Annotated in this window: 19 protein-coding genes and 1 pseudogene; 10 read left to right on the forward strand and 10 right to left on the reverse strand. The window is 44.4% G+C overall.

What is annotated here, in order from left to right; translation table 11 throughout:
- The 4 genes and pseudogenes from ACLWMH_RS00150 (at position 1) to ACLWMH_RS00165 (ending at position 5,189) form a co-directional block, all read left to right on the forward strand.
- Positions 1-1,639, forward strand: a pseudogene (locus tag ACLWMH_RS00150) (N-6 DNA methylase).
- A 5-nt stretch (positions 1,640-1,644) separates the two neighbouring features.
- Positions 1,645-3,087, forward strand: a complete 1,443-nt coding sequence (locus tag ACLWMH_RS00155) for a Fic family protein (protein ID WP_411914754.1) — start codon at positions 1,645-1,647, stop codon at positions 3,085-3,087.
- A 183-nt stretch (positions 3,088-3,270) separates the two neighbouring features.
- Positions 3,271-4,056, forward strand: coding sequence for an abortive infection family protein (locus ACLWMH_RS00160; RefSeq protein ID WP_411914755.1), 786 nt, complete (start codon positions 3,271-3,273; stop codon positions 4,054-4,056).
- Positions 4,057-4,067: 11 nt separating this feature from the next.
- Positions 4,068-5,189 (forward strand): restriction endonuclease subunit S, encoded by a 1,122-nt coding sequence (locus ACLWMH_RS00165; protein ID WP_411914756.1) that lies wholly within the window; start codon positions 4,068-4,070, stop codon positions 5,187-5,189.
- Here the strand turns inward: ACLWMH_RS00165 and ACLWMH_RS00170 are convergent.
- Positions 5,125-5,658, reverse strand: coding sequence for a restriction endonuclease subunit S domain-containing protein (locus ACLWMH_RS00170; protein ID WP_411914757.1), 534 nt, complete (start codon positions 5,656-5,658; stop codon positions 5,125-5,127). The genes ACLWMH_RS00165 and ACLWMH_RS00170 overlap by 65 nt on opposite strands.
- A gap of 323 nt (positions 5,659-5,981) precedes the next feature.
- Here ACLWMH_RS00170 and metG point away from each other — a divergent pair, with 323 nt between their 5' ends.
- The 6 genes from metG to ACLWMH_RS00200 all read left to right on the forward strand — a co-directional run bounded on the left by metG (position 5,982) and on the right by ACLWMH_RS00200 (position 14,758).
- Entirely contained in the window at positions 5,982-8,051 is a 2,070-nt protein-coding gene (gene metG / locus ACLWMH_RS00175; RefSeq protein ID WP_411914758.1) for a methionine--tRNA ligase, read from the forward strand.
- Positions 8,052-8,053: 2 nt separating this feature from the next.
- Entirely contained in the window at positions 8,054-9,775 is a 1,722-nt protein-coding gene (locus ACLWMH_RS00180; protein WP_411914759.1) for a bifunctional metallophosphatase/5'-nucleotidase, read from the forward strand.
- A 6-nt stretch (positions 9,776-9,781) separates the two neighbouring features.
- A complete protein-coding gene (locus tag ACLWMH_RS00185; RefSeq protein WP_411914760.1) occupies positions 9,782-10,600 on the forward strand; it encodes a 3'-5' exonuclease in 819 nt (272 codons plus the stop codon).
- A gap of 220 nt (positions 10,601-10,820) precedes the next feature.
- Positions 10,821-12,326 (forward strand): potassium/proton antiporter, encoded by a 1,506-nt coding sequence (locus ACLWMH_RS00190; RefSeq protein WP_411914761.1) that lies wholly within the window; start codon positions 10,821-10,823, stop codon positions 12,324-12,326.
- A gap of 21 nt (positions 12,327-12,347) precedes the next feature.
- On the forward strand, positions 12,348-13,724 hold the full coding sequence (locus ACLWMH_RS00195; protein WP_411914762.1) for an MATE family efflux transporter: 1,377 nt from the start codon (positions 12,348-12,350) through the stop codon (positions 13,722-13,724).
- Between the two features lie 53 nt (positions 13,725-13,777).
- A complete protein-coding gene (locus ACLWMH_RS00200; protein ID WP_411914763.1) occupies positions 13,778-14,758 on the forward strand; it encodes a polyprenyl synthetase family protein in 981 nt (326 codons plus the stop codon).
- An 84-nt stretch (positions 14,759-14,842) separates the two neighbouring features.
- Here ACLWMH_RS00200 and kbl read toward each other — a convergent pair whose 3' ends face one another.
- The 9 genes from kbl to ACLWMH_RS00245 all read right to left on the reverse strand — a co-directional run bounded on the left by kbl (position 14,843) and on the right by ACLWMH_RS00245 (position 23,493).
- Positions 14,843-16,033: a glycine C-acetyltransferase gene (kbl, locus tag ACLWMH_RS00205; protein WP_411914764.1), complete on the reverse strand. Its 1,191-nt coding sequence runs from the start codon at positions 16,031-16,033 to the stop codon at positions 14,843-14,845.
- A 37-nt stretch (positions 16,034-16,070) separates the two neighbouring features.
- Positions 16,071-16,523: a DUF5606 family protein gene (locus tag ACLWMH_RS00210; RefSeq protein ID WP_411914765.1), complete on the reverse strand. Its 453-nt coding sequence runs from the start codon at positions 16,521-16,523 to the stop codon at positions 16,071-16,073.
- Positions 16,524-16,883: 360 nt separating this feature from the next.
- Positions 16,884-18,107: a lytic transglycosylase domain-containing protein gene (locus tag ACLWMH_RS00215; protein WP_411914766.1), complete on the reverse strand. Its 1,224-nt coding sequence runs from the start codon at positions 18,105-18,107 to the stop codon at positions 16,884-16,886.
- A gap of 59 nt (positions 18,108-18,166) precedes the next feature.
- Positions 18,167-18,850: a DUF5683 domain-containing protein gene (locus ACLWMH_RS00220; RefSeq protein ID WP_411914767.1), complete on the reverse strand. Its 684-nt coding sequence runs from the start codon at positions 18,848-18,850 to the stop codon at positions 18,167-18,169.
- 66 nt (positions 18,851-18,916) lie between these two features.
- Positions 18,917-19,792 (reverse strand): ParB/RepB/Spo0J family partition protein, encoded by an 876-nt coding sequence (locus ACLWMH_RS00225; RefSeq protein ID WP_411914768.1) that lies wholly within the window; start codon positions 19,790-19,792, stop codon positions 18,917-18,919.
- Between the two features lie 47 nt (positions 19,793-19,839).
- Positions 19,840-20,610, reverse strand: coding sequence for a ParA family protein (locus tag ACLWMH_RS00230; protein WP_411914769.1), 771 nt, complete (start codon positions 20,608-20,610; stop codon positions 19,840-19,842).
- Between the two features lie 197 nt (positions 20,611-20,807).
- Complete coding sequence (locus tag ACLWMH_RS00235; protein ID WP_411914770.1) at positions 20,808-20,987, reverse strand: hypothetical protein; 180 nt, start codon at positions 20,985-20,987, stop codon at positions 20,808-20,810.
- A gap of 93 nt (positions 20,988-21,080) precedes the next feature.
- Complete coding sequence (gene coaD / locus ACLWMH_RS00240; RefSeq protein ID WP_411914771.1) at positions 21,081-21,554, reverse strand: pantetheine-phosphate adenylyltransferase; 474 nt, start codon at positions 21,552-21,554, stop codon at positions 21,081-21,083.
- The gene (locus ACLWMH_RS00245; RefSeq protein WP_411914772.1) at positions 21,547-23,493 is read right to left on the reverse strand and encodes a DNA topoisomerase IV subunit B; all 1,947 of its coding nucleotides are present in this window, start codon (positions 23,491-23,493) and stop codon (positions 21,547-21,549) included. Before ACLWMH_RS00245 ends, coaD begins: the two co-directional genes overlap by 8 nt.
- Positions 23,494-23,578: the final 85 nt, after the last annotated feature.

Here is a 23,578-nt window from a genome sequence, read left to right on the forward strand (position 1 = left end):
ATGGATATTAAAGAACCAACTATACGTCTTATTGACGAGCTGAAAGCCACCTGTGCCAATTACGGTATGGGTAACGATGGCAACGAATATAAAATCATCACGCAGGTTTTCTTATATAAGTTCCTTAACGATAAGTTTGGATACGAATTAAAGAATGCACGCAGCGAAATTTCCAAGAAAATAAAGGAAGCGGAAAAGTGGGAAACGGCATACGCTGAACTCACGGAAGATGAACGACTATTGTTACAAAGTTCATTGAGTGCCGATGTACCTATTCTTGAACCTTATCATCTTATTTCCAATCTTTGGAATCAGCAGAAAAAAGGCGACTTTGATACTATTTTCGACAATACAATGACGGATATTGCCGAAAAGAATGCAGATATATTCTCTACGCAGACCACCGATAACACGAAGATACCCCTCTTTGAAACCCTTACAAACTTTGTTACCGACACGGCTCATCGTGCAGACTTTGCACGTGCATTGGTAGATAAATTGGTGAATTTTTCTTTTGAAGATGCGTTTGTAAAGCATTACGATTTCTTTGCCTCTATCTTTGAGTACCTTATCAAAGACTACAACACTGCAGGTGGTGGCAAATACGCAGAATATTACACACCACAAGCTATTGCTACCATTATGGCACGTTTGCTCGTGGGCGATGATACCGATTTGCATAGCCAGGAATGTTACGACCCATCGGCTGGAACCGGCACACTCCTTATGGCACTTAGCCATCAGATAGGAGAAGACCGCTGTACCATCTTCTCTCAAGATATTTCCCAGCGCTCCAACAAGATGCTCAAGCTGAACCTCCTTCTCAATGGTCTTGTTTCTTCACTTGATTATGCCATCCAAGGCGATACACTCGTGTCTCCTTATCACAAGAGCGATGATGGACAGAGCTTACGTCAATTTGATTTTGTTGTGAGCAATCCTCCCTTTAAGATGGATTTCTCCGGTACACGCGAAAAGATAGCTGCACAACCAGCGCGTTTTTGGGCTGGTGTACCCAATGTCCCTGACAAGAAAAAGGAATCAATGGCTATCTACACCTGTTTTATTCAGCATGTTATCAATTCTTTGAAAGATACTGGCAAAGGAGCTATTGTTATCCCAACAGGTTTTATTACAGCCAAAAATGGGATCGAAAAGAGGATCCTCAAGAAGATCGTCGACAAGCACTGGGTCTACGGATGCGTCTCTATGCCAAGTAATGTGTTTGCCAACACAGGCACTAATGTTTCGGTATTGTTTTTTGATAAGTCGGCATCAGCCGAAAAGGTGGTGCTGATTGATGCCAGCAAGTTAGGCGAAGAATATAAAGAAGGAAACAATCAAATTGCGTGATTTTGAAATAGAGCAAATCGTTTCCACATTTCGTGAGCGTAAGTCTATTGACGATTTCTCCGTTGCTGTAACCTACGACGAGATCAAGGAGAAAGGCTACTCTCTATCGGCCGGTCAATATTTTGACATTAAAATCGATTACGTAGATATTACAGAGGAAGAGTTCACAGCTCGTATGGATTCTTATCGTCAGACGCTTACAGAACAGTTTGCCGAAAGCCACCGATTGGAAGCAGAAATTATGCGTCAGCTTGATAGCTTGAAATTCAATGAGAATATACAGTAACGGATATGGTAACAAAAGATGAAGTACTTGAACTTTTACGTAGCACAGAGACCTACAGAATAGAACGTACGATTTCTACCGGCGACATGGATAAGTTTCAGGAGGCTATTTGTGCATTTTCAAATGATTTACCAAACTGCCGGGAAAAAGGTTATCTTATTTTGGGTGCTTATGACAATGGAACTTTATCCGGGCTAAGGGTAGATGATGCCTTGATGAAGAAAATAGCGGGGCTTCGTTCTGACGGCAATATACTGCCTTTACCGATTATGTCTGTAGAAAAGTTTGAGTTTGCCGAAGGCGATTTGCTTGTCGTAGAGGTGTCGCCCGCTTTGATTCCGCCAGTGCGCTATCGTGGAAGAACCTTCATTCGAATAGGTCCACGCAGGGACATTGCCACAGAGTCAGAAGAAAGAGTGCTTTGGGAAAAAAGGACATCTTATATGGCTACATTCGATGCTATGCCTTGTTTTGGTTCATCCCTAAAGGATATTGATGTCCAGTTTATAAAGCAGGAATATCTTCCACAGATAATAGATGCCGGTATCCTAATGACGGATAATCGGTCTTTACAAGAACAATTGGCCGCAATCCATCTTTATGACGTTGCCAATGATTGTCCTACAAATGCTGCCATTATTCTTTTCGGTAAAAATGCCTCTTTCTTCCTGCATGGTTGTTATGTTCAATATGTGCATTTCGAAGGAGAGGACACAGGAAGTGAAATTCTTAACGAAAGGCAGATTCGGGGCAGTCTGTGTTCAATACTGCCTAAGCTGGAAAGCTTTGTGAAAGATGCTATCGTCACAGCACGTCCGATGCCTGTGAGTATACTGCGAGAACAGATTGTGTTTAACTACCCTGAGTTAGCTCTTCGGGAGTTGCTGATGAACGCCTGCATGCACCGTGACTATCAGTCTAATATGCCTATCAGAATATACCAGTTCAGTAATCGGATCGAAATTCTTAATGCAGGAGGCTTGTATGGAGAAGCTCGTCCCGAAAACTTCCCTACAGTCAACGATTATCGAAACCCTATCATCGCAGAAGCTATGCGTGGAATGAAATACGTTAATATGTTCAACCGAGGCATTCAGCGTGTCAAAACCATGCTAAGAGACAACGGAAATCCAGAACCAGTCTTCAATGTGGGTAAAATTACAGCTTTCGAAGTAATGGTACAACCATCTTTGTCACTTAACTTAGTCACTGACGGAGAAAAAGTGACTAAGTCCGTGACCAAATCAACAGAAACGATGAACGAGGTGTTGGCTTTCTGTGAACGACCCAAAAGTCTCACGGAGATTATGGCGCACTTGGGGCTAAAGCACCGTAATAACGCCAAAAGTCGATATATCGACCCATTGATAGAGAATGGATTTCTTGAAATGACAATACCTGAAAAGCCCAACAGTAGAAATCAAAAGTATGTGAGAGCTTCATCTTAGTCATTTTAACTTAGTCCCTTGTGGTGACTAAGATGATTTTGACGAAGAAAGTACAAATACAAAAATGAGAACATCATCTTTGAGGCAAGTTCCAATTCGTGAATCGCAATTCACAAATTAGGCAGAAATGCCAGAGAAACTGCGCAAAGCTCTGCCAAGTATTGATGAACTAAAGAATTTGTTATGAATCAAAGTATTTCTCCAAAATATCAAATGAAGCTTGTTCAAAAGATAAATGACAGTTTATTTAAGCAATTCAAGAGTTATGAAAATGTTGAAGCGTATTTAAGTAAATGGCATCAAGAAAAACTGGAGTGGAATGATTTTTGGGAGAACTTCCAGTTCTATTATAGAGATGAGGAAAAGAAGAAAATCAATGCAATAAAGACACTCCATAATATTGATGGCGAAACATTACTGAAGATTGCAATTGATTTGGGGATAGAAACCCCTGATTATATTCCGAGCATACCAACTTTCAAAAATGAATTAAAGTCCAGTTATGAAACAGCAAGTCTAACATTTGAAAAGGCATTTAGAAATGTAGAGACTGATCCAAGCCTTGCAATTGGATTAGCAAATTCAGCCCTTGAAAGTATTATCAAAGAGATTCTCAAGGATTCAAGGATAGATGTAACATGGAGCGAAAAAGGGACCCTGACAAAACTCATTGGGAATATATGCAAAGCTTTCGGGTTGCAAAGTAGTGGGAACCTCCCAAAAGAGATAATGACTTTATCCAGTTCTCTAATAAATGCAGGGAAAGCGATAGAGGATTTACGTAGCAACAAGACGGAATTTCATGGGAAAACAGATGGAGATTTAGTGATTAAAGATGCTGTGTATGCTTACTTTGTCGTCAATGCAACAACTACTGTTGGTTTATTTCTACTTAACTTCTATAAATCTAATTATCCATCGATTGATAATACGCCTGAGACGATTTCTGATGATGAGCTTCCCTTTTAATCTAAATGGCAATGAAGAAATATAAGCTGGGAGATATTTGTATTTTCAATGCAAAAACTATAAGCCGAACAGAAAATATACTTATAGACTACTTAGAAACAAGTAATCTTATCAAAGGACAGATTACTAATGTGCAATCCGTCTGTTTGTTAGATGCCCCAAGTAGAGCTCAGAGACAAGTAAGGCACCACACAATATTGTACTCCTTGGTTCGCCCCAATCAAAAACATTACGGTATTCTTTCATTTCCTCAAGAAAACCTAGTAGTATCAACAGGTTTTGTTACCATAGATGTAAAGCCTGAATACCATTGTACAATAGATCCGTTATACTTGTATGCTATGTTGACTCAAGATGACATGACAGAGCATTTACAAACTATTGCAGAGGGTGCAGTATCGTCCTATCCTGCTCTCCTACCCTCAGATATAGCTAATTTAGAATTCGATTTCCCAACATTCGAAATTCAAAGAGCAACCTCTTTTTTCATAGATAATCTCAACCGCAAGATTGAACTCAATCGTGCGATAAATCATAATTTAGAGGCGATGATTGCAGGTATAATGGATTACAGGTTTTTATCGAACATCAATACGCTCCCTAAAAGGCTTGTTGGTGATATAGCTTTGATAAGAGCAGGTGGAGATTGCCCTCAAGTATGGTCCAAGCACAAAACAAATGATTGTCAAGTTCCCATATATTCAAATGGAACTGACTATGAGGGCTTGTATGGTTATACTAAAGAGCCAACTATTCTTAAGCGAGGAATTACAGTTGCAGCTAGAGGAACTATCGGATATTGTGTAATGCGAGAAGCTGGATATGTCCCTATAATTAGGCTGCTTGCAGTAACCCCCAATGATATAGGAGGGGATGTTTATCTACATCAAATTTTTAATCGTCTGAAATTTAAAAAAGATGGTTCAATACAGCAACAGCTAACAGTTCCAAGTATTGCATCAATGGAAATTCCATATCCTAATGCATCTGCGCTTAAGTCTTTTGCCGATCAGACTTATCCCATCATTAAACAGATGAGTAAAAACAAAACTCAAATAGAGCAACTCACTAAGCTGCGCGACGAGTTGCTGCCACTTCTAATGAATGGTCAGGTGTCGGTAAATTGCGACTAACGTCGCCATTTACGGCATCGGCTCGGCATAGTGAGAATACAATTCTCCTCTGCTCTCGCCTTGCACGTAAATTATGATTTATCGCACGATTGAGCCATAATTTATTTGTGACGCCAATAATGAAGTTACCGATATTCTCTTGCTCTTGAGGAGAGAATGTCGGTAATTCATATCTCATTATCTGCTCTTTATCACCACGTGGCATTTTGCTCCCTTTTGCGCCTTTCATAGCATATTCGAAAAATCTATCTTGTAGCAAGACCGCATAGAGGAAAGAGCTTCTATAACCTTCTTTCGCTCTAAAAACAAGAACATCAGACGAACATCCTCCTTCCTTATCCGCATGCCAGACCTTCTTTAGATAGGGACGTATATTTGCCACCAATACATCACCTTCTCGATAATGTGTTAGCGAACATACTACGGGGGGAAGGTTGGTGGCGAGGGCTTTCCCCTCTTTATTAGGCAATAGAGAGTCTGTAGTTACATTCCTTTCTTTTCCCCCTGTTTCGCCTGATTCTTAACAACTGACTATGCACGCAAAAAAGGTTCTGATCTTTTGACGGAAAGATTCTGATGTTTCATTTGAAAGATACTGATGTTTTGAACGAAAGGTTCTGATATTTTTCCCGGTGCTTGGGAGAGCGTGGATCACCCCATGAAATCACTCATCTAATCTCGTGCTTCACTTGGCTATTATCATAAGAAGAGGCCCTCCGTATAAATGCGGTGTGACGAGTTTCTGTTATCTTTGTTAGGCATTGTTGAGAGCCAAATAGAAAAAGAAAGAAAATGGACACGAATAAAAATCAATCTAATACCCCCCAAGCATTCCAACGCACTTTAGTCACCACGGCCCTACCCTACGCCAATGGACCGGTACATATTGGGCATTTAGCCGGTGTGTATGTGCCGGCGGATATATACGTGCGCTTCAAGCGCGCCAAAGGCGAAGAGGTGCTTTTTATAGGCGGTAGCGATGAGCATGGAGTTCCTATTTCTCTAAAAGCAAAGGCAGAGGGCGTTACACCCCAAGAGATTGTGGATCGCTATCATAAATTAATCAAGGAGTCTTTTGCAGAATTTGGGATTGACTTTGACATTTATTCACGTACCACAAGTGATATACACAGCGAGACGGCCAGCAACTTTTTTAAGAAACTCTACGAAGAGGGTAAGTTTATAGAGCAGGAGAGCGAACAGTACTGGGATCCGGAAGCGAAAATGTTTTTGGCGGACCGCTATATAGTAGGCACATGCCCACATTGCGGTAACGAAGGCGCTTACGGAGATCAGTGCGAAGCATGCGGTACCTCGCTGAATGCCATTGATCTGATCAATCCGCACAGTGCCGTGAGTGGAGCTAAGCCCGAGCTGCGCAAAACAAAGCACTGGTATCTACCGCTCAACGAATATGATCCATGGCTTAAAGAGTGGATACTCGAAGGGCACAAAGAGTGGAAAAGTAACGTCTACGGACAATGCAAAAGCTGGCTGGATGCCGGGTTGCAACCTCGTGCCGTGAGCCGCGACTTGGACTGGGGAATACCCATTCCGATAAAAGGGGCTGAAGGGAAGGTGCTATACGTATGGTTTGATGCGCCCATCGGCTATATCAGCAATACCAAAGAGTTACGCCCCAATGATTGGGAAATGTGGTGGAAAGATCCTTCTACCCGCTTGATACACTTTATCGGTAAAGACAACATCGTCTTTCACTGCATCGTCTTCCCGGCTATGCTTAAAGCAGAAGGATCCTTTATTCTACCCGACAATGTACCTGCCAACGAATTCCTCAACCTGGAGGGCAAAAAGATCTCTACGAGCCGCAATTGGGCCGTTTGGCTACATGAATACCTGCGGGACTTCCAGGGCAAACAAGATGTATTGCGCTACGTATTAACTGCTAATGCCCCTGAAACGAAGGACAACGACTTTACGTGGAAGGACTTTCAATCGAGAAACAACAATGAGTTAGTGGCTGTTTACGGCAACTTTGTGAACAGAAGTCTCGTACTAACGGAGAAATACTTCGAAGGCGTTGTGCCGCCCTGCGGTACCCTCACCCCGGTAGACGAAGCGGCACTTAGCGAGATGGACGAGGTAATTCCTCAACTGAACAATGCCTTAGAGAATTTCCACTTCCGTGAAGCACTCAAAGAGGCTATGCAGATCGCCAGAATAGGCAATAAATACTTGGCAGATGTAGAGCCTTGGAAGGTAATCAAGACAGATAAGCAGCGTGTAGCCACTATACTCAATGTAGCCCTTCAGCTAACCGCCAATCTGAGCATTGCTTTTGCTCCCTTCTTGCCCTTCTCTACAAAGCGACTGCTCCACATGCTTCAAATAGAGGCATTGGGTTGGGATCATTTGGGGCGTCACGATCTTTTGAAGGAGGGACATAAGCTGGGCAAAGCGGAGCTGCTCTTTGAAAAAATTGAGGATGCAGCTATTCAAGCACAGATAGAGAAACTTCTCGAGACAGAGCGCCTCAACGAGCAGGCAGCCAAGAAGGCACCGGACTTTGCGGCATCCTGCGCCTTCGATGATTTTGTCAAGGCCGATCTGCGAGTAGGACAGGTATTAGCTTGTGAAAAGGTTGCCAAGAGCAAAAAACTACTCCGCTTTACTTTGGATGATGGTAAGGGCGAACGCACCATACTGAGCGGCATAGCCGAGTATTACAAGCCTGAAGAGCTGATAGGCAAGAAGTTGCTCTTTATCGCCAACCTGCCTCCTCGTAAGATGATGGGAATTGAATCCTGCGGTATGATCTTAGCAAGTGAGGATTGGAAGGATGGCGCTTTGCGTGTTGTATTGGTAGACAACGCTATCGCACCCGGAAGTAAAATATCCTAACTATGAGACGACGCCTTTCTATTCTGATATGTGCCGCAAGCCTACTCATGTGGGTGACCGGATGTAGCGCCCCCAAGGAGTACACAGTGCGCATTATACATACGACTGATGTGCATGGTGAGCTCTTCCCCACTGACTTTATCTCGGGAGAGGATACAGGGGGTTCAGCGGCTCGCTTAGCCACTTTCCTACATGAAGCACGACAAAAAAATCCGGACCTCTTGCTTTTAGATGGGGGAGATCTACTGCAGGGTACCCCGCTCATTTACTATGACAATAGTCACTACAAGGAGGGCCCCCACTTTGCTACAGAAGTATACAACCGTTTGGGCTATGATGCCATGTGCTTCGGCAACCACGATATTGAAGCCGGGCATGAGGTATATGATGCTTTTGAGGCGAGAGCTGACTTTCCCATCCTATGCTGCAATATAACCCGAATAGAGACCGGTAAGAGCTACTATCAACCTTATAAGATATTTAAGCGGAACGGATTGAAAATAGCGGTAATAGGCGTGATTACACCGGCTGTACCCGAGTGGATCGCTGAGCCGCTCTATGCCGGAATGCGCTTTGAGGAACCGATTAGTGCCGTAGCCCACACACTGCAAGAAGTACAAGCAAAGGCGCAACCCGACTTGGTCGTTCTGCTTGCACACACAGGCTTCCAGAACCGTAATGCCGATATACAGGAAAATGCTTCAAAAGCAATTGCGGAGCAGATAAACGGCATTGACATCATACTAATGGGGCACGATCACGAGTCAGCCATTACGCAGGTAAAAAACCCACAGGGGGATAGTGTACTACTTATCAATCCGGCTAACCGTTTGCAGCGTGTGAGCGACGTAACGATCACTATTCGCAAAAAGGGAAAGCAGGTGATCGAGCGTACCATAACCCCTCAATTGACAGAGCTAAACGCCTATGAGCCGGATAGCGCCTTCATGAAGCATTTCGAAGCAGCGATCCACCACTTCGAAAAAGAGATGCAACAGCCGGTCGGTGCTATAGATGCGCCACTAAATGGGGGTGATGCACTCTGGGGTAGCTCTGCTTATATGTCCTTCATACATGAGGTACAGCTGGAGGCAACCGGAGCAAAGGTTAGCTTTGCCGCTCCGCTCTCGCTCTCTCTTAAGCTCCCTAGCGGTACACTTACCTACGCCGATATGTTTGCGCTCTACCCCTATGAGAATAGTCTCTACGCCATGGAGTTGACCGGTCAAGAGATAAAAGATTACTTGGAGTACAGCTATGGGCTTTGGGTCAATCAAATGCACACTGCATCGGATCATTTACTTGCTTTTAAGGCTGACTATAAACAGGGCGAGCGGTTCCCTACGCAAAACCCAACGTTCAACTTCAGCGCAGCAGGGGGTATTCGCTACACAGTAGACGTTACAAAGCCGGCAGGTAGCCGAGTGGTTATACAGTCTCTCTCTGACGGCACCGCTTTCAGCTTGTCGCATACCTACTTGGTAGCGGTCAATTCCTACCGAGGCAATGGGGGCGGCGGGCACCTGACCCGAGGGGCTGGCATTCCCAAAGAGGAGCTTCCCGGACGTATTAAGGCAACCACAAAAGATATACGCAGTGCCATTATGGAAAAGCTTTCCAAACAGCCTGTGACCCATGTAGCGGATGCAGCCAATTGGCACTTTATTCCGGAAGAAATAACTCGGGGAGCGATTGAAAGGGATAAGAAAATACTTAACCAATAGGAAGCTATGTTTTTCGTTGATGTAGCGCTTTTAGTGCTAATCGTGGTGGCCCTTTATTGGTTCGGCACGAAGCGTAAGCATCGACAGCGTACTATTACAGAAGAGTTGTTCACGTTGCCCGGAGCCTCGCTCAATGTAACAAAGAGCAGCCTGTTCCACTTTCCTAAAGCACCAAAGGGAAGCGAGCCCTATTTTCTCTGTTTTGATACGGAGACCTGTTCGACACAACCCGGAGATCTGCTGTTCTACGAAGAGGCCGTTGTACCTACGCGAGTGGTAGTACTCTCTTATGCACTACTTGATACTAAAGGGCGGCTCATTGAAAGCCACTTCGATCTACTGCATGCCGACGAAACTATTACGCCGGAAGCAGAGCAGATACACGGCATTTCAACCGTTATGATGCAGCGCTCGGGACATACCCCTACATCTGTATATACCCCATTCGCCCGTAGCTTAGAAAAGGCAAAAGTAGTAGTAGCCCACAACCTATTTTTTCACAAGGTAATGATGGATGCCGACTGCCTTCACTATGGACTTCCCTCCCTTCCCTGGAGTGGGAAGGCGGCACTCTGTACTATGGAGAAGGGAGAGTACTTTATGGAGCGCCTCAACCTCAATCCGATGCATAAAGCCCCACGCTTGACCGAGCTATATGGAGTACTCTATTTTCGTAAGCCGGACCTTCTGCTCTCCTATACCAATAAGGGAGAAGCCGATCTAAAGTTGCTCATCGCGGTACTACTATATATGCTGGATGCCCACACTCTCCCTCAGTTCAGAGACTATGACCTACTAAACGACTTAGAAAGCGTACAGCCCTAAAAGCGCCATCGGGTTATTGATATTCTTGATAGGTATAGCGCAGGGGAAAAGGGCATCTAAGGAGGTAATTTTCTATCTTTGCAGAGGATGCGCAATACATGAGGTAAATACCCACCGGCAAATGAGTAAGTAAGTGCTAAGGGTATGAGAGCTTATTGGGGTAGTGTGTATCTGCCAGAAGAAGGAACAAGTATAGGTAACAAGTTAGCCACGCGCAAGCATGTCGTTTTCGATTGAGACTCTGCTACTTTTTTGTAGTGTTATCATCTTTGCAGGTATAATTATCGGCAAGGTAGGCGTGCGTTTTGGTATTCCTGCATTATTGCTTTTCCTTTTTACGGGAATGCTCTTTGGCGTAGATGGATTAGGCTTCAAGTTCAGCGATGCCAAGATGGCACAAAATATAGGTATGGTCGCCTTAACCATTATCCTCTTCACCGGGGGTATGGATACGAAGATAAAGGAGATACGCCCTGTACTGGGTCCCGGGATAGTACTTTCCACGGTTGGCGTCTTATTGACTACAATCTTCACAGGCACCTTTATTTGGTACCTATCGAACCATTTTTCTCTGGGGCAGGTATTCTCGCTTCCGCTAGCCTTTCTGCTGGCAGCTACGATGAGTAGTACGGACTCAGCTTCTGTATTCGGACTATTACGCTCTCAGCGTGTGCAGCTGCGTAATAATTTGAAGCCTGCTTTGGAGCTTGAAAGTGGTAGTAATGACCCTATGGCCTACATGCTTACGATTGTACTTATGCAGTATATAGAGGGTACAGCTCTATCGGCATGGGAGATGGTATTTCAGTTCCTCTATCAATTTGTATTAGGTGCAGTCATTGGGGTAGTCATGGGATTTTTAGCCGTTCTATTGATCAATAGGCTCGCAATACCGAATAAAACGCTCTACCCTATTATGTTGCTTTGCTTGGTACTCTTCACATTTGCCACTACATCGCTTATTAAGTGTAATGGTTATTTAGCGGTGTACACAGCGGGTATTGTAGTGGGTAACAACCGCTTGAAGCATCGCTCGGGAATAAATAACTTTTTCGATGGATTGGCTTGGTTGGTGCAGATTACGCTGTTCCTGCTCCTTGGCCTACTGGTGAATCCGCATGAGATGCTGCATGTAGGTGTTTTAGCTGTATTGGTCGGCATATTCATTATGTTTATTGGAAGACCTCTTGCCGTATTTGTATCCCTATTGCCATTCAGGAAAATGTCGATCAATAGCAAAGCTTTTATCTCTTGGGTAGGACTTCGTGGTGCTGCGCCCATTATATTTGCCACCTATCCGGTAGTAAATGGCATAGAAGGGGCGGAACATATTTATTCGATTGTATTCTTTATCACACTGCTTTCTCTCCTGGTGCAAGGAATGACCATCACTCCCGTGGCTTATTGGTTGGGATTGGCTACTCCGGCACCCCCTGAAGGGAGCTTCGTAGGTGTGGAGATACCGGAAGAGACAGGCACTCGCATGGAAGAGCGTGTAGTAGATAAAAATATGCTTGCCCATGGATCCGAATTGCGTAGTGTGCAATTGGGAGAGAATGAGTTGGTTATTCTTATAAAGAGGAATGATCGCTTTTTAGTACCGAAGGGTAAAAGTAAGCTTCACGAAGGAGATTCGCTGCTTATCGTATGGGCGTCGAATGAGGAATCAAGCGAGGAGAGCAACAAAAAGCTTGTTCAAAGGATACGCCAGACCTTGATGCAGTAGAAATCTGTGTATTGCGGAAGGGTGAAGAGCGCGCGTATTGTATTATCGGATAGTCGTTATCGTCCTCATTATCGTGCATTGATAAGCTTGGGGCTACCTATTGTGATCGGACAGCTGTCTATCATATTGGTTGCTTTTATGGATAACATAATGGTTGGGCACCATGGGAATGACGAGCTTGCGGCAGCCTCTTTTGTCAATAATTTTCTAAATCTTTTTGTAGTGATGGGATTAGGCTTTTCCTATGGCTTAACCCCTATGGTTGCAGAGGCGCAGCACCGAGGCGATTGTCAGCGTTTGGCTGCACTACTGAAGGGCTCTTTTAGGATAAACATCTTGGTAGGGGTATTCTTTTCGGCGATTGCCTTGCTGCTAATTCCCTATTTGGGGTGGTTCAATCTACCCTCTTCGCTACTTCCTATCGTATTGCCTTACTATTACTTACAGATTGTTTCGTTCTTTGTTTCTATGCTGTTTAATAGCTTGAAGCAGTTCTTTGATGGTATGAGCGAAACGAGGTGGCCTATGTATGTGGCGCTCTTGGGGAATGTGATCAATATCATCTTCAATGCCTTTCTCATCTATGGCTGGGGTTGTTTTCCCGAGTGGGGACTTTTTGGAGCGGGCGTAGCGACTTTGTTGGGCAGAGTATCTATGTTTGTATTACTGTGGATTATATTCTGCCGCAAAAGGTCAATGAAGGCAATTCTGAGGCTCTATGGAAGCATCAAGGTAGACAAGCACATCTATCGTCGTTTGTTTAGTTTAGGTACACCCATTTCGCTGCAATTAGGTTTAGAGACTGCTTCATTTACTTTTGCGGTTATAGCGGTAGGTAAATTAGGCTCTACAGCACTGGCTGCTCATCAAGTAGCAGCTACTGTGACTACGCTTGGATTTATGGTGTATTACGGCTTGGGCGCAGCTACCGCCATTCATATTAGCCACTATCGCTCGGCTCATGATTATAAAGGGGTTCGCACGGCTATGAGGGCGGCTATACGGATAGGGCTGCTGATAGCTTCCGGGGTAGCTATATTTATTTTATGTACACGAAGTTGGTTAGGCTGCCTTTTTACTTCAGATAAAGAGATCATTGCCTATACGGCTTTGGCACTGCTTCCGGTAGTGCTTTATCAATTTGGAGATGTACTACAGATCCTTTTTGCCAATGCATTACGCGGAATGGAATATGTACGCACGCTAATACCCATTGCCGTATTGTGTCATTTGGTATTGGCACCTCTCTTGATATGGTTATTTGCCTTTGTGATAGTAAGGAATAATCCTATGGAGCAGCTGGCTGCCGTGTGGAGTGCTTTTCCTATTACCTTAACCTTAATGGGGTTACTTTTGCGGTACTCATTCTATAGATTGGATGCTTTGCGCAAAGCTTAAAAAATCAATTGTGTAAAAACATTACCTTTGTGGACTTATAGTAGCGTGGGAAAATGGATGCATTGAGCATACTCCAGGAGAGTGAAAAGAGCTTTTTTAGTCAGTTTCAGAAGACTTATAATAGTCTTTTGGAGAGTCGTGTCTCTATTGCTAATGATGCTTTAGAACGGCTAAAGAAGAGCAGTGGTAAGCATATGCGCCCCACCATCTTAGCTCTTTCTAATCGTTTAGCAGGCGGAGAGGTAGGTGAAGAGGCTGCTTGCATGGCTTCTGTAATAGAACTCTTACACACTGCTTCCCTGATTCACGATGATGTAATTGATAATAGTACGCTACGTCGCGGTAAAGAGACCCTCAATGCAATCTACAACAATCACATTGCGGTATTGGTAGGTGATTTACTATTAACTACAGTATTCGACTACGGCTTAAATCATTTTTCAAAGGATATACTGCAGATCGTAGCACGAACCGGCCGTAGTCTATGTGAGGGTGAGCTGCAGCAGCTTGCTGAATCTCAGCATACCGAAAGGCTTAGCATAGCGCGTTACAACGAAATCATATATCACAAGACTGCCTCTCTGTTTGAAGCGTCTGCAGCCTTAGGTGGCATGATAGCCGGTGCTTCACCGGAAGTACTGGGCAAGCTCTTTTCGATAGGGAAATGTATCGGCATGGCTTTTCAGATTAAGGATGATATGTTGGACTATGTAGGTGATGAGAAGATCGGGAAACCGCTTGGAAATGATCTGGTGGAAGGAAAAGTCACCTTGCCGCTACTCGTCTTATTGGAGCGTGCCGATAGTGCATCGTACGCAAAGCTTATGCAGCGTATAGAAGATAGTAGGAGTGATCTTACCGTACGCAATGAGCTTATTGCCTATACCGTACAAAACGGTGGTATTGATTATGCAAAAAACAGGATGCTTGAGTATGTATCGCAAGCCAAGCAACTATTAGCCTCATTTGAAGAAAGTAGAGCACGCAATCAAATGATCGATTTGCTGGATTGGATGGTACAACGCTCTTATTGAGCCATTCCTATATATGAACTAAAAGCGAGAGCCTCGCAACCGATATGGGTTTGCGAGGCTCTTTCTATAAAAGTTGTAGTGGCTTTACTTGATCACACCAAGCTCTTTACCAACCTTGATAAATGCTTCAATACAGCGATCAAGATGCTCTTTCTCGTGTCCTGCAGAGAGCTGTACGCGGATGCGGGCTTCTCCCTTCGGCACTACGGGATAGTAGAATCCTGTTACATAGATACCCTCTTCGAGAAGCTTGGCAGCATACTTTTGAGAGAGAGGCGCATCGTAAAGCATCACTGCACAGATAGCACTTTGGGTCGGTTTGATATCAAAGCCGGCAGCGAGCATTTTATCACGGAAGTAGTTTACATTTTCCATGAGCTTCGTATGACGCTCGTTACCTTCTTCCAACATCTTAAACAATTCCAATCCGGCACCTACTACTGCTGGGGGCAGCGAGTTACTAAATAGGTAGGGACGAGAGCGCTGACGCAGCATATCGATTACTTCCTTAGGTCCGGCTGTAAAGCCACCTACTGCACCTCCGAAGGCCTTGCCTAATGTACCGGTGTGGATATCAATCTTATCCATACAGTTGAATTGCTCCCCAACACCTCTACCCGTAGGACCAACTACACCGGCTGAGTGGCATTCGTCGACCATTACCATAGCATCATATTTTTCAGCGAGGGCACATATTTTGTCCATAGGCGCCACATTGCCGTCCATAGAGAATACCCCATCGGTAGCAATAATACGGAAGCGCTGTGCTTGAGCTTCTTGCAGGCACTTTTCAAGTTCTTCCATATTAGCATTTGCATAGCGGTAGCGCTTAGCCTTACACAGACGCACTCCATCGATAATAGAAGCGTGGTTGAGGGAGTCGCTTATGATAGCATCATCCGGTCCAAAGAGTGGCTCGAATACCCCTCCATTAGCGTCAAAGCAAGCTGCATAGAGGATAGCGTCTTCCGTTTTGAAGTAGTGTGCAATAGCTGCTTCAAGCTCTTTGTGTATATCTTGTGTACCACAGATAAAACGCACACTGCTCATACCATACCCATGGCTGTCCATAGCGCGTTTAGCTGCATCGATGAGACGCTGATTGTCTGCCAAGCCTAAATAGTTATTGGCGCAGAAGTTAATCACGTCTTTTCCTGGTTTAACCTTAATGGCAGCACGCTGGGGCGTAGTGATAATGCGCTCCTCCTTATACAGGCCGTCTTGCTTAATTTGATTCAATTCCTTTGCAAGGAATGTCTTCATCGATTTGAACATAATCTGTATGATCTTTTAAAAGTGAATGATACGTAAGTTACTTGTCGTTATTACCCGCTTCCTCAGCATCGGGCTTCTCTTCTTTAGACTCCTCTATACGGGCAAACTTAGTAAACCCATTATCCAAGAGCAGATTATACCAAGTGAAAAGCTTCTTTATATCGGTCGGGTACACACGACTTCTGTCGTAAACAGGAAGTATTTCTTCCATCAGAGCGTACAGCTCCTCTTTTTTCCCTTTGATAAAGCGTTCATCGCTCATCTTTTGCCCCTCTAAATGTGCGTAAACCTTATCCAAAACTTCCCCTAACGGCATCTCTCCCTCCTTCGTGTAGAGTGCTATCTCTTGAAGGCTCATGGCCTTATCGGATGCATAAATGGGCATGCGTTTCTTGTCCACTAGGGACTCCACGATAAAAGCGTTGTTACTCTGTGATAAGAGGCGGAAGAGCCCGGGTTTACCTGATACGGATAGTATCTTTCTTAGCATGATACGAAATAGTAGTCTTCTTTGTGTATTACCAAACAAATCGCAGACCTACGGTACAAAGATGTACTCTTAGCCAGCGCAACTACAAATATAGCTATTTTTACTGCCTATCGTGTAATCAATCGGTTTAATAGGGCTAAGCGCATTAAAAATAGACCCTTGAAGATAGTTTGACTTTTCCAAACTCCTCTTCAAGGGTCTATAGAAATAAGGTTATGAGGGCTATTTCAAAAGATACGGATCTTTCAAACGAAAGGTTCTGATGTCTCGTTTGAAACTTTCTGATCTTTTGATGAAAAGATATAGATGAATGGGCAACGCCCACACGATTCCCCTAAAAACGAGATAGGGGGCGGTAGATCAGTCAACCTCCGGTATGGATAGCTCCTTTCCGGGGATTAGCTTAACCGTGACGCTCTTTATGTCGTTTATACGCATGAGTGCCTCAATCGTTACATTGTGCCGTCGAGCTATCGAATAAAGCGAGTCTCCGCGCTTTACAGTGTAGCTACGATTGGGGTTCGTATTGATGGTTACTTCTTGTACGATGATCTTATCCCTTTTGATAGGATCTTGCTTGCCGGGCGCAGAGAGCATTAAATCGGATTGCTCCAATCGGGTAATAGCAGCAATAGGCAGCTTGATCGCATAAGGATGGATATCTCCGGGTATATAGCTCGCTTTGAACTGCGGATTGATCATCTTAAATAGCGATTCACTTATACTGGAGGCATTTGCCAATGAGGATATAGAGTAGCGATCACGGATATAAATCGTATCTACATCACAGGGTAGTGCCGCCTCATCTTCGTGCAAATCGTACTCGTTATGGTAATGCATGGTGTAATAAGCACCTACAAAGAGAGGTACATAGTCACGTGTTTGATGAGGTAGATAATTGTATATCCCCCAGAAGGAGCTCTTACCGCCACTCTTTCGAATGGCCTTATTCACATTCCCTATACCGCAGTTATAGGCGGCAATAACCATCAGCCAGTCACCATACACTTGATACAAATCCTTCAGGTGCTTGGCCGCTGCTTCGGTACTTTTCTGCGGATCCATACGCTCATCCACCAGCCCATTGACCTCCAACCCATAGGCCTTGGCTGTGGGTAACATAAACTGCCACAACCCCTTAGCTCCGGAGCGTGATGTAGCGCTCGGATCGAGTCCGGATTCAATGAGTGCAAGATACTTCAGCTCTGTGGGTATTTCATACTTATCAAAGATAGTTTCGATAAGTGGGAAGTAGTAGTTACCTAAGGAGAGCATGGAGGGGATCATACGTCTCTTTTTCTTGAGGAAGAGATCAATCCCCTTTTGTACAGAAGAATTGTAAGTTACGTCTATCTCAGTGGGTAGCTTACTAAGCCATGTGGATACATCCGCATCATTGAATTGAGTGCGGGGAGTGGATCCTGCTTTTTGATCATTATTGGTATTGATATTGAGAGGCTGCGCCGAGTAGCTTCTATGCCATTTCCTTAGCAGCTCTACTGCATCCGCCTCTAACTGAGAGGGAACAACTATTTCGCAACTTGAAGTAATAGGCTTGTGTGTTTGGCTTATCAGCGGAGACACAATCACAAGGGTAAGCGAAAAAAAGACTATTGCATGTCTTATAAGACGATGAAATTGCATTAAAAATTAAACTTACAAGTAAGCCCGAACGTCGTGTACGGTACCATTGGTGAGGCGACACGCCCTCCATTGGCCATAGAAAGATCAGGCGAAACATCAAAGGTAAATAGCTCTGCATCTACATAAGTATCTATAAAAGAGAATATGTACACAACAGCTGCTATTATTATGCTGAGGTCTCTACTGCGTTGAAATTGCTCAGTCCCACGCTTCAGTCTATTTTGTATATTACTATCTCCTACGTAATTAGCAGGATCTTGTCCGGGAGGAACAAAGCTCTTCCATGAATCATGATCCAAAGGATTGGGATTCATAAAATCGCGGTAGGCCGTTCGATACTCATTGAATTGGCTTGCATTCCATCCAATGAGATAGGTAAGTCCGCAAGCAGCTGACAAGACGATAGGCACTTTCCAGTACTTTCGATTATACAACTGCCCTCCACCCGGTATAATAGCACATAGAAGTGCCACAGTGGAGTTAGGAACAAAAGGCTTGCGAAGTGCCACTTTTTCAATATCTGCCGGTAGCTCTGCCGGCGGCAAGGTATCGACAGCCGCAGTGGTCGCAAGAGTGTCGGTATAAGTTACTTCAGGTACAACAGAGACATAATGCATAGGGGTGCGCTCAAATGAATATACTTCTTGAGCAAACAATACGCTCGAAGTAAAAAATAGCAGCATGCCTATTAATATTCTACTGTATATGCTGTGAAGCAACTTCATATAGATTCGTTAGAAAAGAGGCTATCAGCGGTGGCTCTCTTCTATTTGTTGTATTATATACATCAACTCCTCTTCTGAGTTGAAGCGTATGGTCAGTTTTCCTTTGCCGGTAGCTGTAGCAGATAGCGATACAGGGGCATTAAAGTGCTTACTCAGCTGCTTACTCAGTGCATCGTACTCATCGTTGCTATAAAAGCGATTCTTTGTTTTGGCTCGCTTCTTCTGATCAGTAGTACCTTCCAAGTATGCCTTGCAGCGTCTCTCCAACTCACGTACACTGAGGTGCTCATTCAGTGTCTCTGCATAAAGCGAAAGTTGCTCCTCCGGTTCGGGTAGAGAGAGTAGTGTACGGGCATGACCCATATCAATTTTCTTTTCGGTTAAGCCAAGCTGTATTTCTGCAGGAAGCCTGAGTAGGCGCAAATAGTTACTAATGGTAGCCCTATTTTTACCGATGCGTGCACTAAGTGTTTCTTGTGTCATCTCTGCCATATCCAACAGCTTGCGGTAAGCAAGTGCTATTTCAATGGCATTTAGGTCCTCACGTTGTATATTTTCGATAAGGGCCATTTCCATCATCTCATCATCGGCAGCTGTTTTTATATAGGCCGGAATGGTAGCTAATCCGGCTTCTTGCGAAGCACGCCAGCGTCTTTCGCCGGAGATGATCATGTAGTCGTTATCGGCAATCTTACGCACTGTAATGGGTTGTACAAGCCCTATTGACTTAATAGAGGCTGCCAGCTCGGAGAGAGCCTCCGGATCAAATGTGCGGCGGGGCTGCTCCGGATTAGGACGTACGAAGTCTATCGGCAGATCATTGATGGATGAACTCCCGGTTGCATCGCTCATAAGTGCACCTAAGCCGCGTCCTAATACATTATGTTCTCGTTTACTCATTTGGTTCTTTACTCAGCAAGTCCTCTCCCATACTCAGAGAGGGACTTCTATGATTGTTTATTCCGCTTAATGAGTTCCTCAGCAAGCTCTAAGTGATTTACAGCTCCCTTACTCTCTACATCATAGAGAATAACGGGAAGTCCATGTGAAGGCGCTTCACTTAGCTTTACATTGCGCTGAATAACAGTATCGAATACCAACTCACGGAAGTGACTCTTTACCTCATCATATATCTGTCGTGCAAGGCGCAATCTACTATCGTACATGGTCATTAAGAAGCCTTCAATCTCCAATTGTGGATTTAGTTTGCTCTTAATAATGCGAATCGTAGAGAGAAGTTTGCTAATACCTTCCAAGGCAAAGAACTCGCACTGCACAGGTATCAGTACAGAGTCGGCAGCAACTAATGAATTAACCGTAATAAGCCCCAAAGATGGGGAGCAGTCGATCAGTATATAGTCGTAGAGAGGTTTTAGAGGATGCAGCAAACGCTTCATGATGCTCTCGCGATTGGGTAGCTCGAGCATCTCTATCTCCGCACCTACGAGGTCAATATGGCTGGGGATTAAGTCCAACCCCTCTATCTTGGTATGACAAATAGCCTCCTTAGCATCAATCTCCTCTATGAGTGCTTCGTAGATAGTTAGCTTACCCTCTTCGGGAGAAACTCCGAGACCGCTTGTGGCATTAGCTTGAGGATCTGCATCAATTACCAGCAATTTCTTCTCTAAGGTAGCCAGAGAAGCAGCCAGATTGATCGTAGTAGTAGTCTTACCTACACCACCTTTTTGATTAGCTAAAGCGATTATTTTTCCCATACAATTGTCCTTACCAACAGCAAAATTACGCATAAAAATGATAGCGCACTTACTTGTTGATAACTCTACCGGATAAGAAACATTATCTAATAGGAGCTATAAACAAACCGGAGCACTGTACCCGACAGCCTCCAAAGATGAGTTTTGGATCGTGAAGAAAGGAGGGTTTGATTCCCCCTCCCAATTAATAAATTAAGCTATTCGCCCCGCTCGTTGCGCTTGTTAAGCACAATATGCAGTACGTATCCCAAGATTACAAGTATGATGCCGATGTAGAGCGTCACATTGCTTGTCGTGTGCATAAATGCGGGTACAGCCAGTACTAATACGCCGATCAACAGCACGATAGCACCAAGGTATGTAAGAAACTTTCTCATATCGTTTTACTCTTTTCTTGTTTTTTCCCTTTTGCAAAGAAACACATAAATATTGACTTACGTACTTTTTTGCCTCTTTGTGTTGTCCTCAAATCATAGTTCAAAGCCCGGTGGAAGCATTCCGGATACATCATATCCGTAGCTAATCAGCTCGCGTACCGAGCCACTGCTGATGTGGGATAAGTTCTGCTGTGTAAAGAGGAGTACCGTATCCACACCACTTAGTTGGTGATTGATATCTGCCAATGTACGCTCGTACTCGTAATCCACGCCACTGCGAATACCGCGAACCAAAGCAGAGGCTTTGTACTGAGCTACTAAGTCTGCCGTTAAGCCACTGAAAGTAATTACTTCTATGCGCTGGTTATCCTTGTAGTAATCGCCTATTTGGCGGTGGCGTACTTGTGCAGAAAACATGGGCTTCTTCTTCCCATTCACGCCAATGGCTATGATCACTTTGTCGAAGAGACGAAGAGCGCGCTCTACTATATCGTTATGACCGATGGTAAAGGGGTCAAAGCTTCCGGCAAAAATAGCCACTTTCTCGCTTGTCTCTGTATTACTCATCTTCTTCTACCAGGTTATCCATAATGAAGTCTTGCCGCTCAGGTGTATTCTTGCCCATATAAAAGGTAAGTAGCTTTTGCGGTTCATCTACCCGACGCATAGATACTTGTCGCAAGCGGATATTGGTTTCGGAAATTAAATCGCGAAACTCATCGGCAGATATTTCTCCAAGACCCTTGAAGCGTGTTACTTGAGCGGAAGAGCCTATTGTTTTCATCGCCTGCTGCTTTTCCTCTTCCGAATAGCAGTAGTAGGTATGCTCCTCTTCTTCTACCTCTGCACCCTTTGCTTTCTTTTTGAGGTTTTTCTTACGCTTGGCTTCTACTTCGTGTCGAGGTAACGAAACACGAAACAGCGGAGTCTCTAAGATAAAAAGGTGACCTCGTCGGATCAGCTCAGGGAAGAACTGCAAGAAGAAGGTAATCATCAGCAGACGTATATGCATACCGTCATTATCCGCATCCGTTGCGATAATTACCCGATTATAACGAAGCCCGTCTAAGCCATCCTCTATATTAAGGGCAGCTTGAAGTAGATTAAACTCTTCGTTCTCATATACGACCTTCTTCGTTTGTCCGAACGTATTAAGGGGCTTGCCTCTCAAACTGAATACGGCTTGATAACCGGGGTCACGTGCCGTTGTAATAGAGCCGCTTGCAGAATTGCCCTCAGTAATGAATATAGACGTTTTTTCGGGATCTTTCGCCTTACCATCATTGAAGTGGTGGCTACAGTCGCGAAGCTTCTTGTTGTGTAGATTGCTCTTCTTTGCCCGTTCTCGCGCCAGCTTAGTTACACCGGACATTGCCTTGCGCTCACGCTCACTGGCTTGTACCTTAGTGAGAATTGCCTCTGCGCTTTCGGCATGCATGTGCAGGTAGTCGTCCAATTCGGCTTTAAGGAAATCACCCACAAAGCGTTGTATTGTGGTCCCGTAAAGAGGTTCATTCTTGTACTGGGGTTCCTCCGGCACCATATCCTTACTGCCGAGCTTGGTCTTAGTTTGGCTCTCGAAAGTAGGTTCAATTACTTTAATACTGATAGCAGCAGCCATGCCACTTCGTATGTCGGCATAATCAAAGTTTTTACCAAAAAACTCTTTGATTACCCTTGCCACAGCTTCTCTAAAAGCACTCAAATGAGTACCACCTTGGGTCGTATTCTGCCCATTTACAAAGCTGTAGAACTCTTCTCCATACTGGTCTACATGAGTGATGGCAACCTCTATATCATTACCCTTTAGGTGTATGATGGGGTAAAGAGGCTCGCCTGTCAAGTCCTCCGAAAGAAGGTCTTGCAGCCCATTGTCGCTATGGAGCTTTTCGTCTTTGTAAAGGATGGTAAGGCCGGCATTGAGAAAGCAATAATTGCGTAGCATGGTACGCACATAATCGTCTCGATACTTATATTGCTTGAATAGTCTTTCATCAGGAGTAAAGCATACCGAGGTACCTTGCTTCTCTTTGGAGGGAACTATTTCACCCTCTTCCAGCAGTTTGGCATTGCTATAAACAACTTTCTTCTCCTGTCCTTCTCGGTGGCTGACTACAACAAAGGAGCTACTCAACGCATTGACTGCCTTTAGCCCGACTCCATTCAATCCCACAGACTTCTTGAACGCTTGCGAGTCTATCTTAGCGCCGGTATTCATTTTGCTTACCGCATCTACCAGCTTACGCAAGGGAATACCGCGCCCATAGTCGCGCACGGTCACTTGTCCCTCATCAGATATAGCAACCTCTATCGTAGAGCCTTGTCCCATGACAAACTCGTCTATAGAGTTGTCAATAACCTCTTTTAGAAGTACATAAATACCATCATCCGGCGAGGATCCATTGCCCAACTTGCCAATGTACATCCCCGGGCGACGGCGTATGTGCTCGTCCCACGAAAGAGTGGAAATATCCTCTTCTGTATAGTCTACCCGCTGTTCGTTCATCCCTGCAAAATTACGGATATTTGGATTAATAGCCAACGACAACGTTTACAATCCCTTTAACACAAGACGCAGAGGAAGATAGGGT

It is taken from the genome of Porphyromonas miyakawae (genome assembly GCF_045865415.1).
GTDB lineage: Bacteria > Bacteroidota > Bacteroidia > Bacteroidales > Porphyromonadaceae > Porphyromonas > Porphyromonas miyakawae.

Excerpts from the sequence above, each read along its gene's own strand:
- metG (WP_411914758.1), top strand. The coding sequence starts at position 5,982 with ATGGACACGAATAAAAATCAATCTAATACCCCCCAAGCATTCCAACGC.
- kbl (WP_411914764.1), bottom strand. The coding sequence starts at position 16,033 with ATGTTCAAATCGATGAAGACATTCCTTGCAAAGGAATTGAATCAAATT.
- ACLWMH_RS00220 (WP_411914767.1), bottom strand. The coding sequence starts at position 18,850 with ATGCTGCTATTTTTTACTTCGAGCGTATTGTTTGCTCAAGAAGTATAT.
- ACLWMH_RS00245 (WP_411914772.1), bottom strand. The coding sequence starts at position 23,493 with ATGAACGAACAGCGGGTAGACTATACAGAAGAGGATATTTCCACTCTT.
- ACLWMH_RS00225 (WP_411914768.1), bottom strand. The coding sequence starts at position 19,792 with ATGAGTAAACGAGAACATAATGTATTAGGACGCGGCTTAGGTGCACTT.
- coaD (WP_411914771.1), bottom strand. The coding sequence starts at position 21,554 with ATGAGTAATACAGAGACAAGCGAGAAAGTGGCTATTTTTGCCGGAAGC.
- ACLWMH_RS00185 (WP_411914760.1), top strand. The coding sequence starts at position 9,782 with ATGTTTTTCGTTGATGTAGCGCTTTTAGTGCTAATCGTGGTGGCCCTT.
- ACLWMH_RS00180 (WP_411914759.1), top strand. The coding sequence starts at position 8,054 with ATGAGACGACGCCTTTCTATTCTGATATGTGCCGCAAGCCTACTCATG.
- ACLWMH_RS00235 (WP_411914770.1), bottom strand. The coding sequence starts at position 20,987 with ATGAGAAAGTTTCTTACATACCTTGGTGCTATCGTGCTGTTGATCGGC.
- ACLWMH_RS00200 (WP_411914763.1), top strand. The coding sequence starts at position 13,778 with ATGGATGCATTGAGCATACTCCAGGAGAGTGAAAAGAGCTTTTTTAGT.
- ACLWMH_RS00230 (WP_411914769.1), bottom strand. The coding sequence starts at position 20,610 with ATGGGAAAAATAATCGCTTTAGCTAATCAAAAAGGTGGTGTAGGTAAG.
- ACLWMH_RS00160 (WP_411914755.1), top strand. The coding sequence starts at position 3,271 with ATGAATCAAAGTATTTCTCCAAAATATCAAATGAAGCTTGTTCAAAAG.
- ACLWMH_RS00190 (WP_411914761.1), top strand. The coding sequence starts at position 10,821 with ATGTCGTTTTCGATTGAGACTCTGCTACTTTTTTGTAGTGTTATCATC.
- ACLWMH_RS00210 (WP_411914765.1), bottom strand. The coding sequence starts at position 16,523 with ATGCTAAGAAAGATACTATCCGTATCAGGTAAACCCGGGCTCTTCCGC.
- ACLWMH_RS00165 (WP_411914756.1), top strand. The coding sequence starts at position 4,068 with ATGAAGAAATATAAGCTGGGAGATATTTGTATTTTCAATGCAAAAACT.
- ACLWMH_RS00155 (WP_411914754.1), top strand. The coding sequence starts at position 1,645 with ATGGTAACAAAAGATGAAGTACTTGAACTTTTACGTAGCACAGAGACC.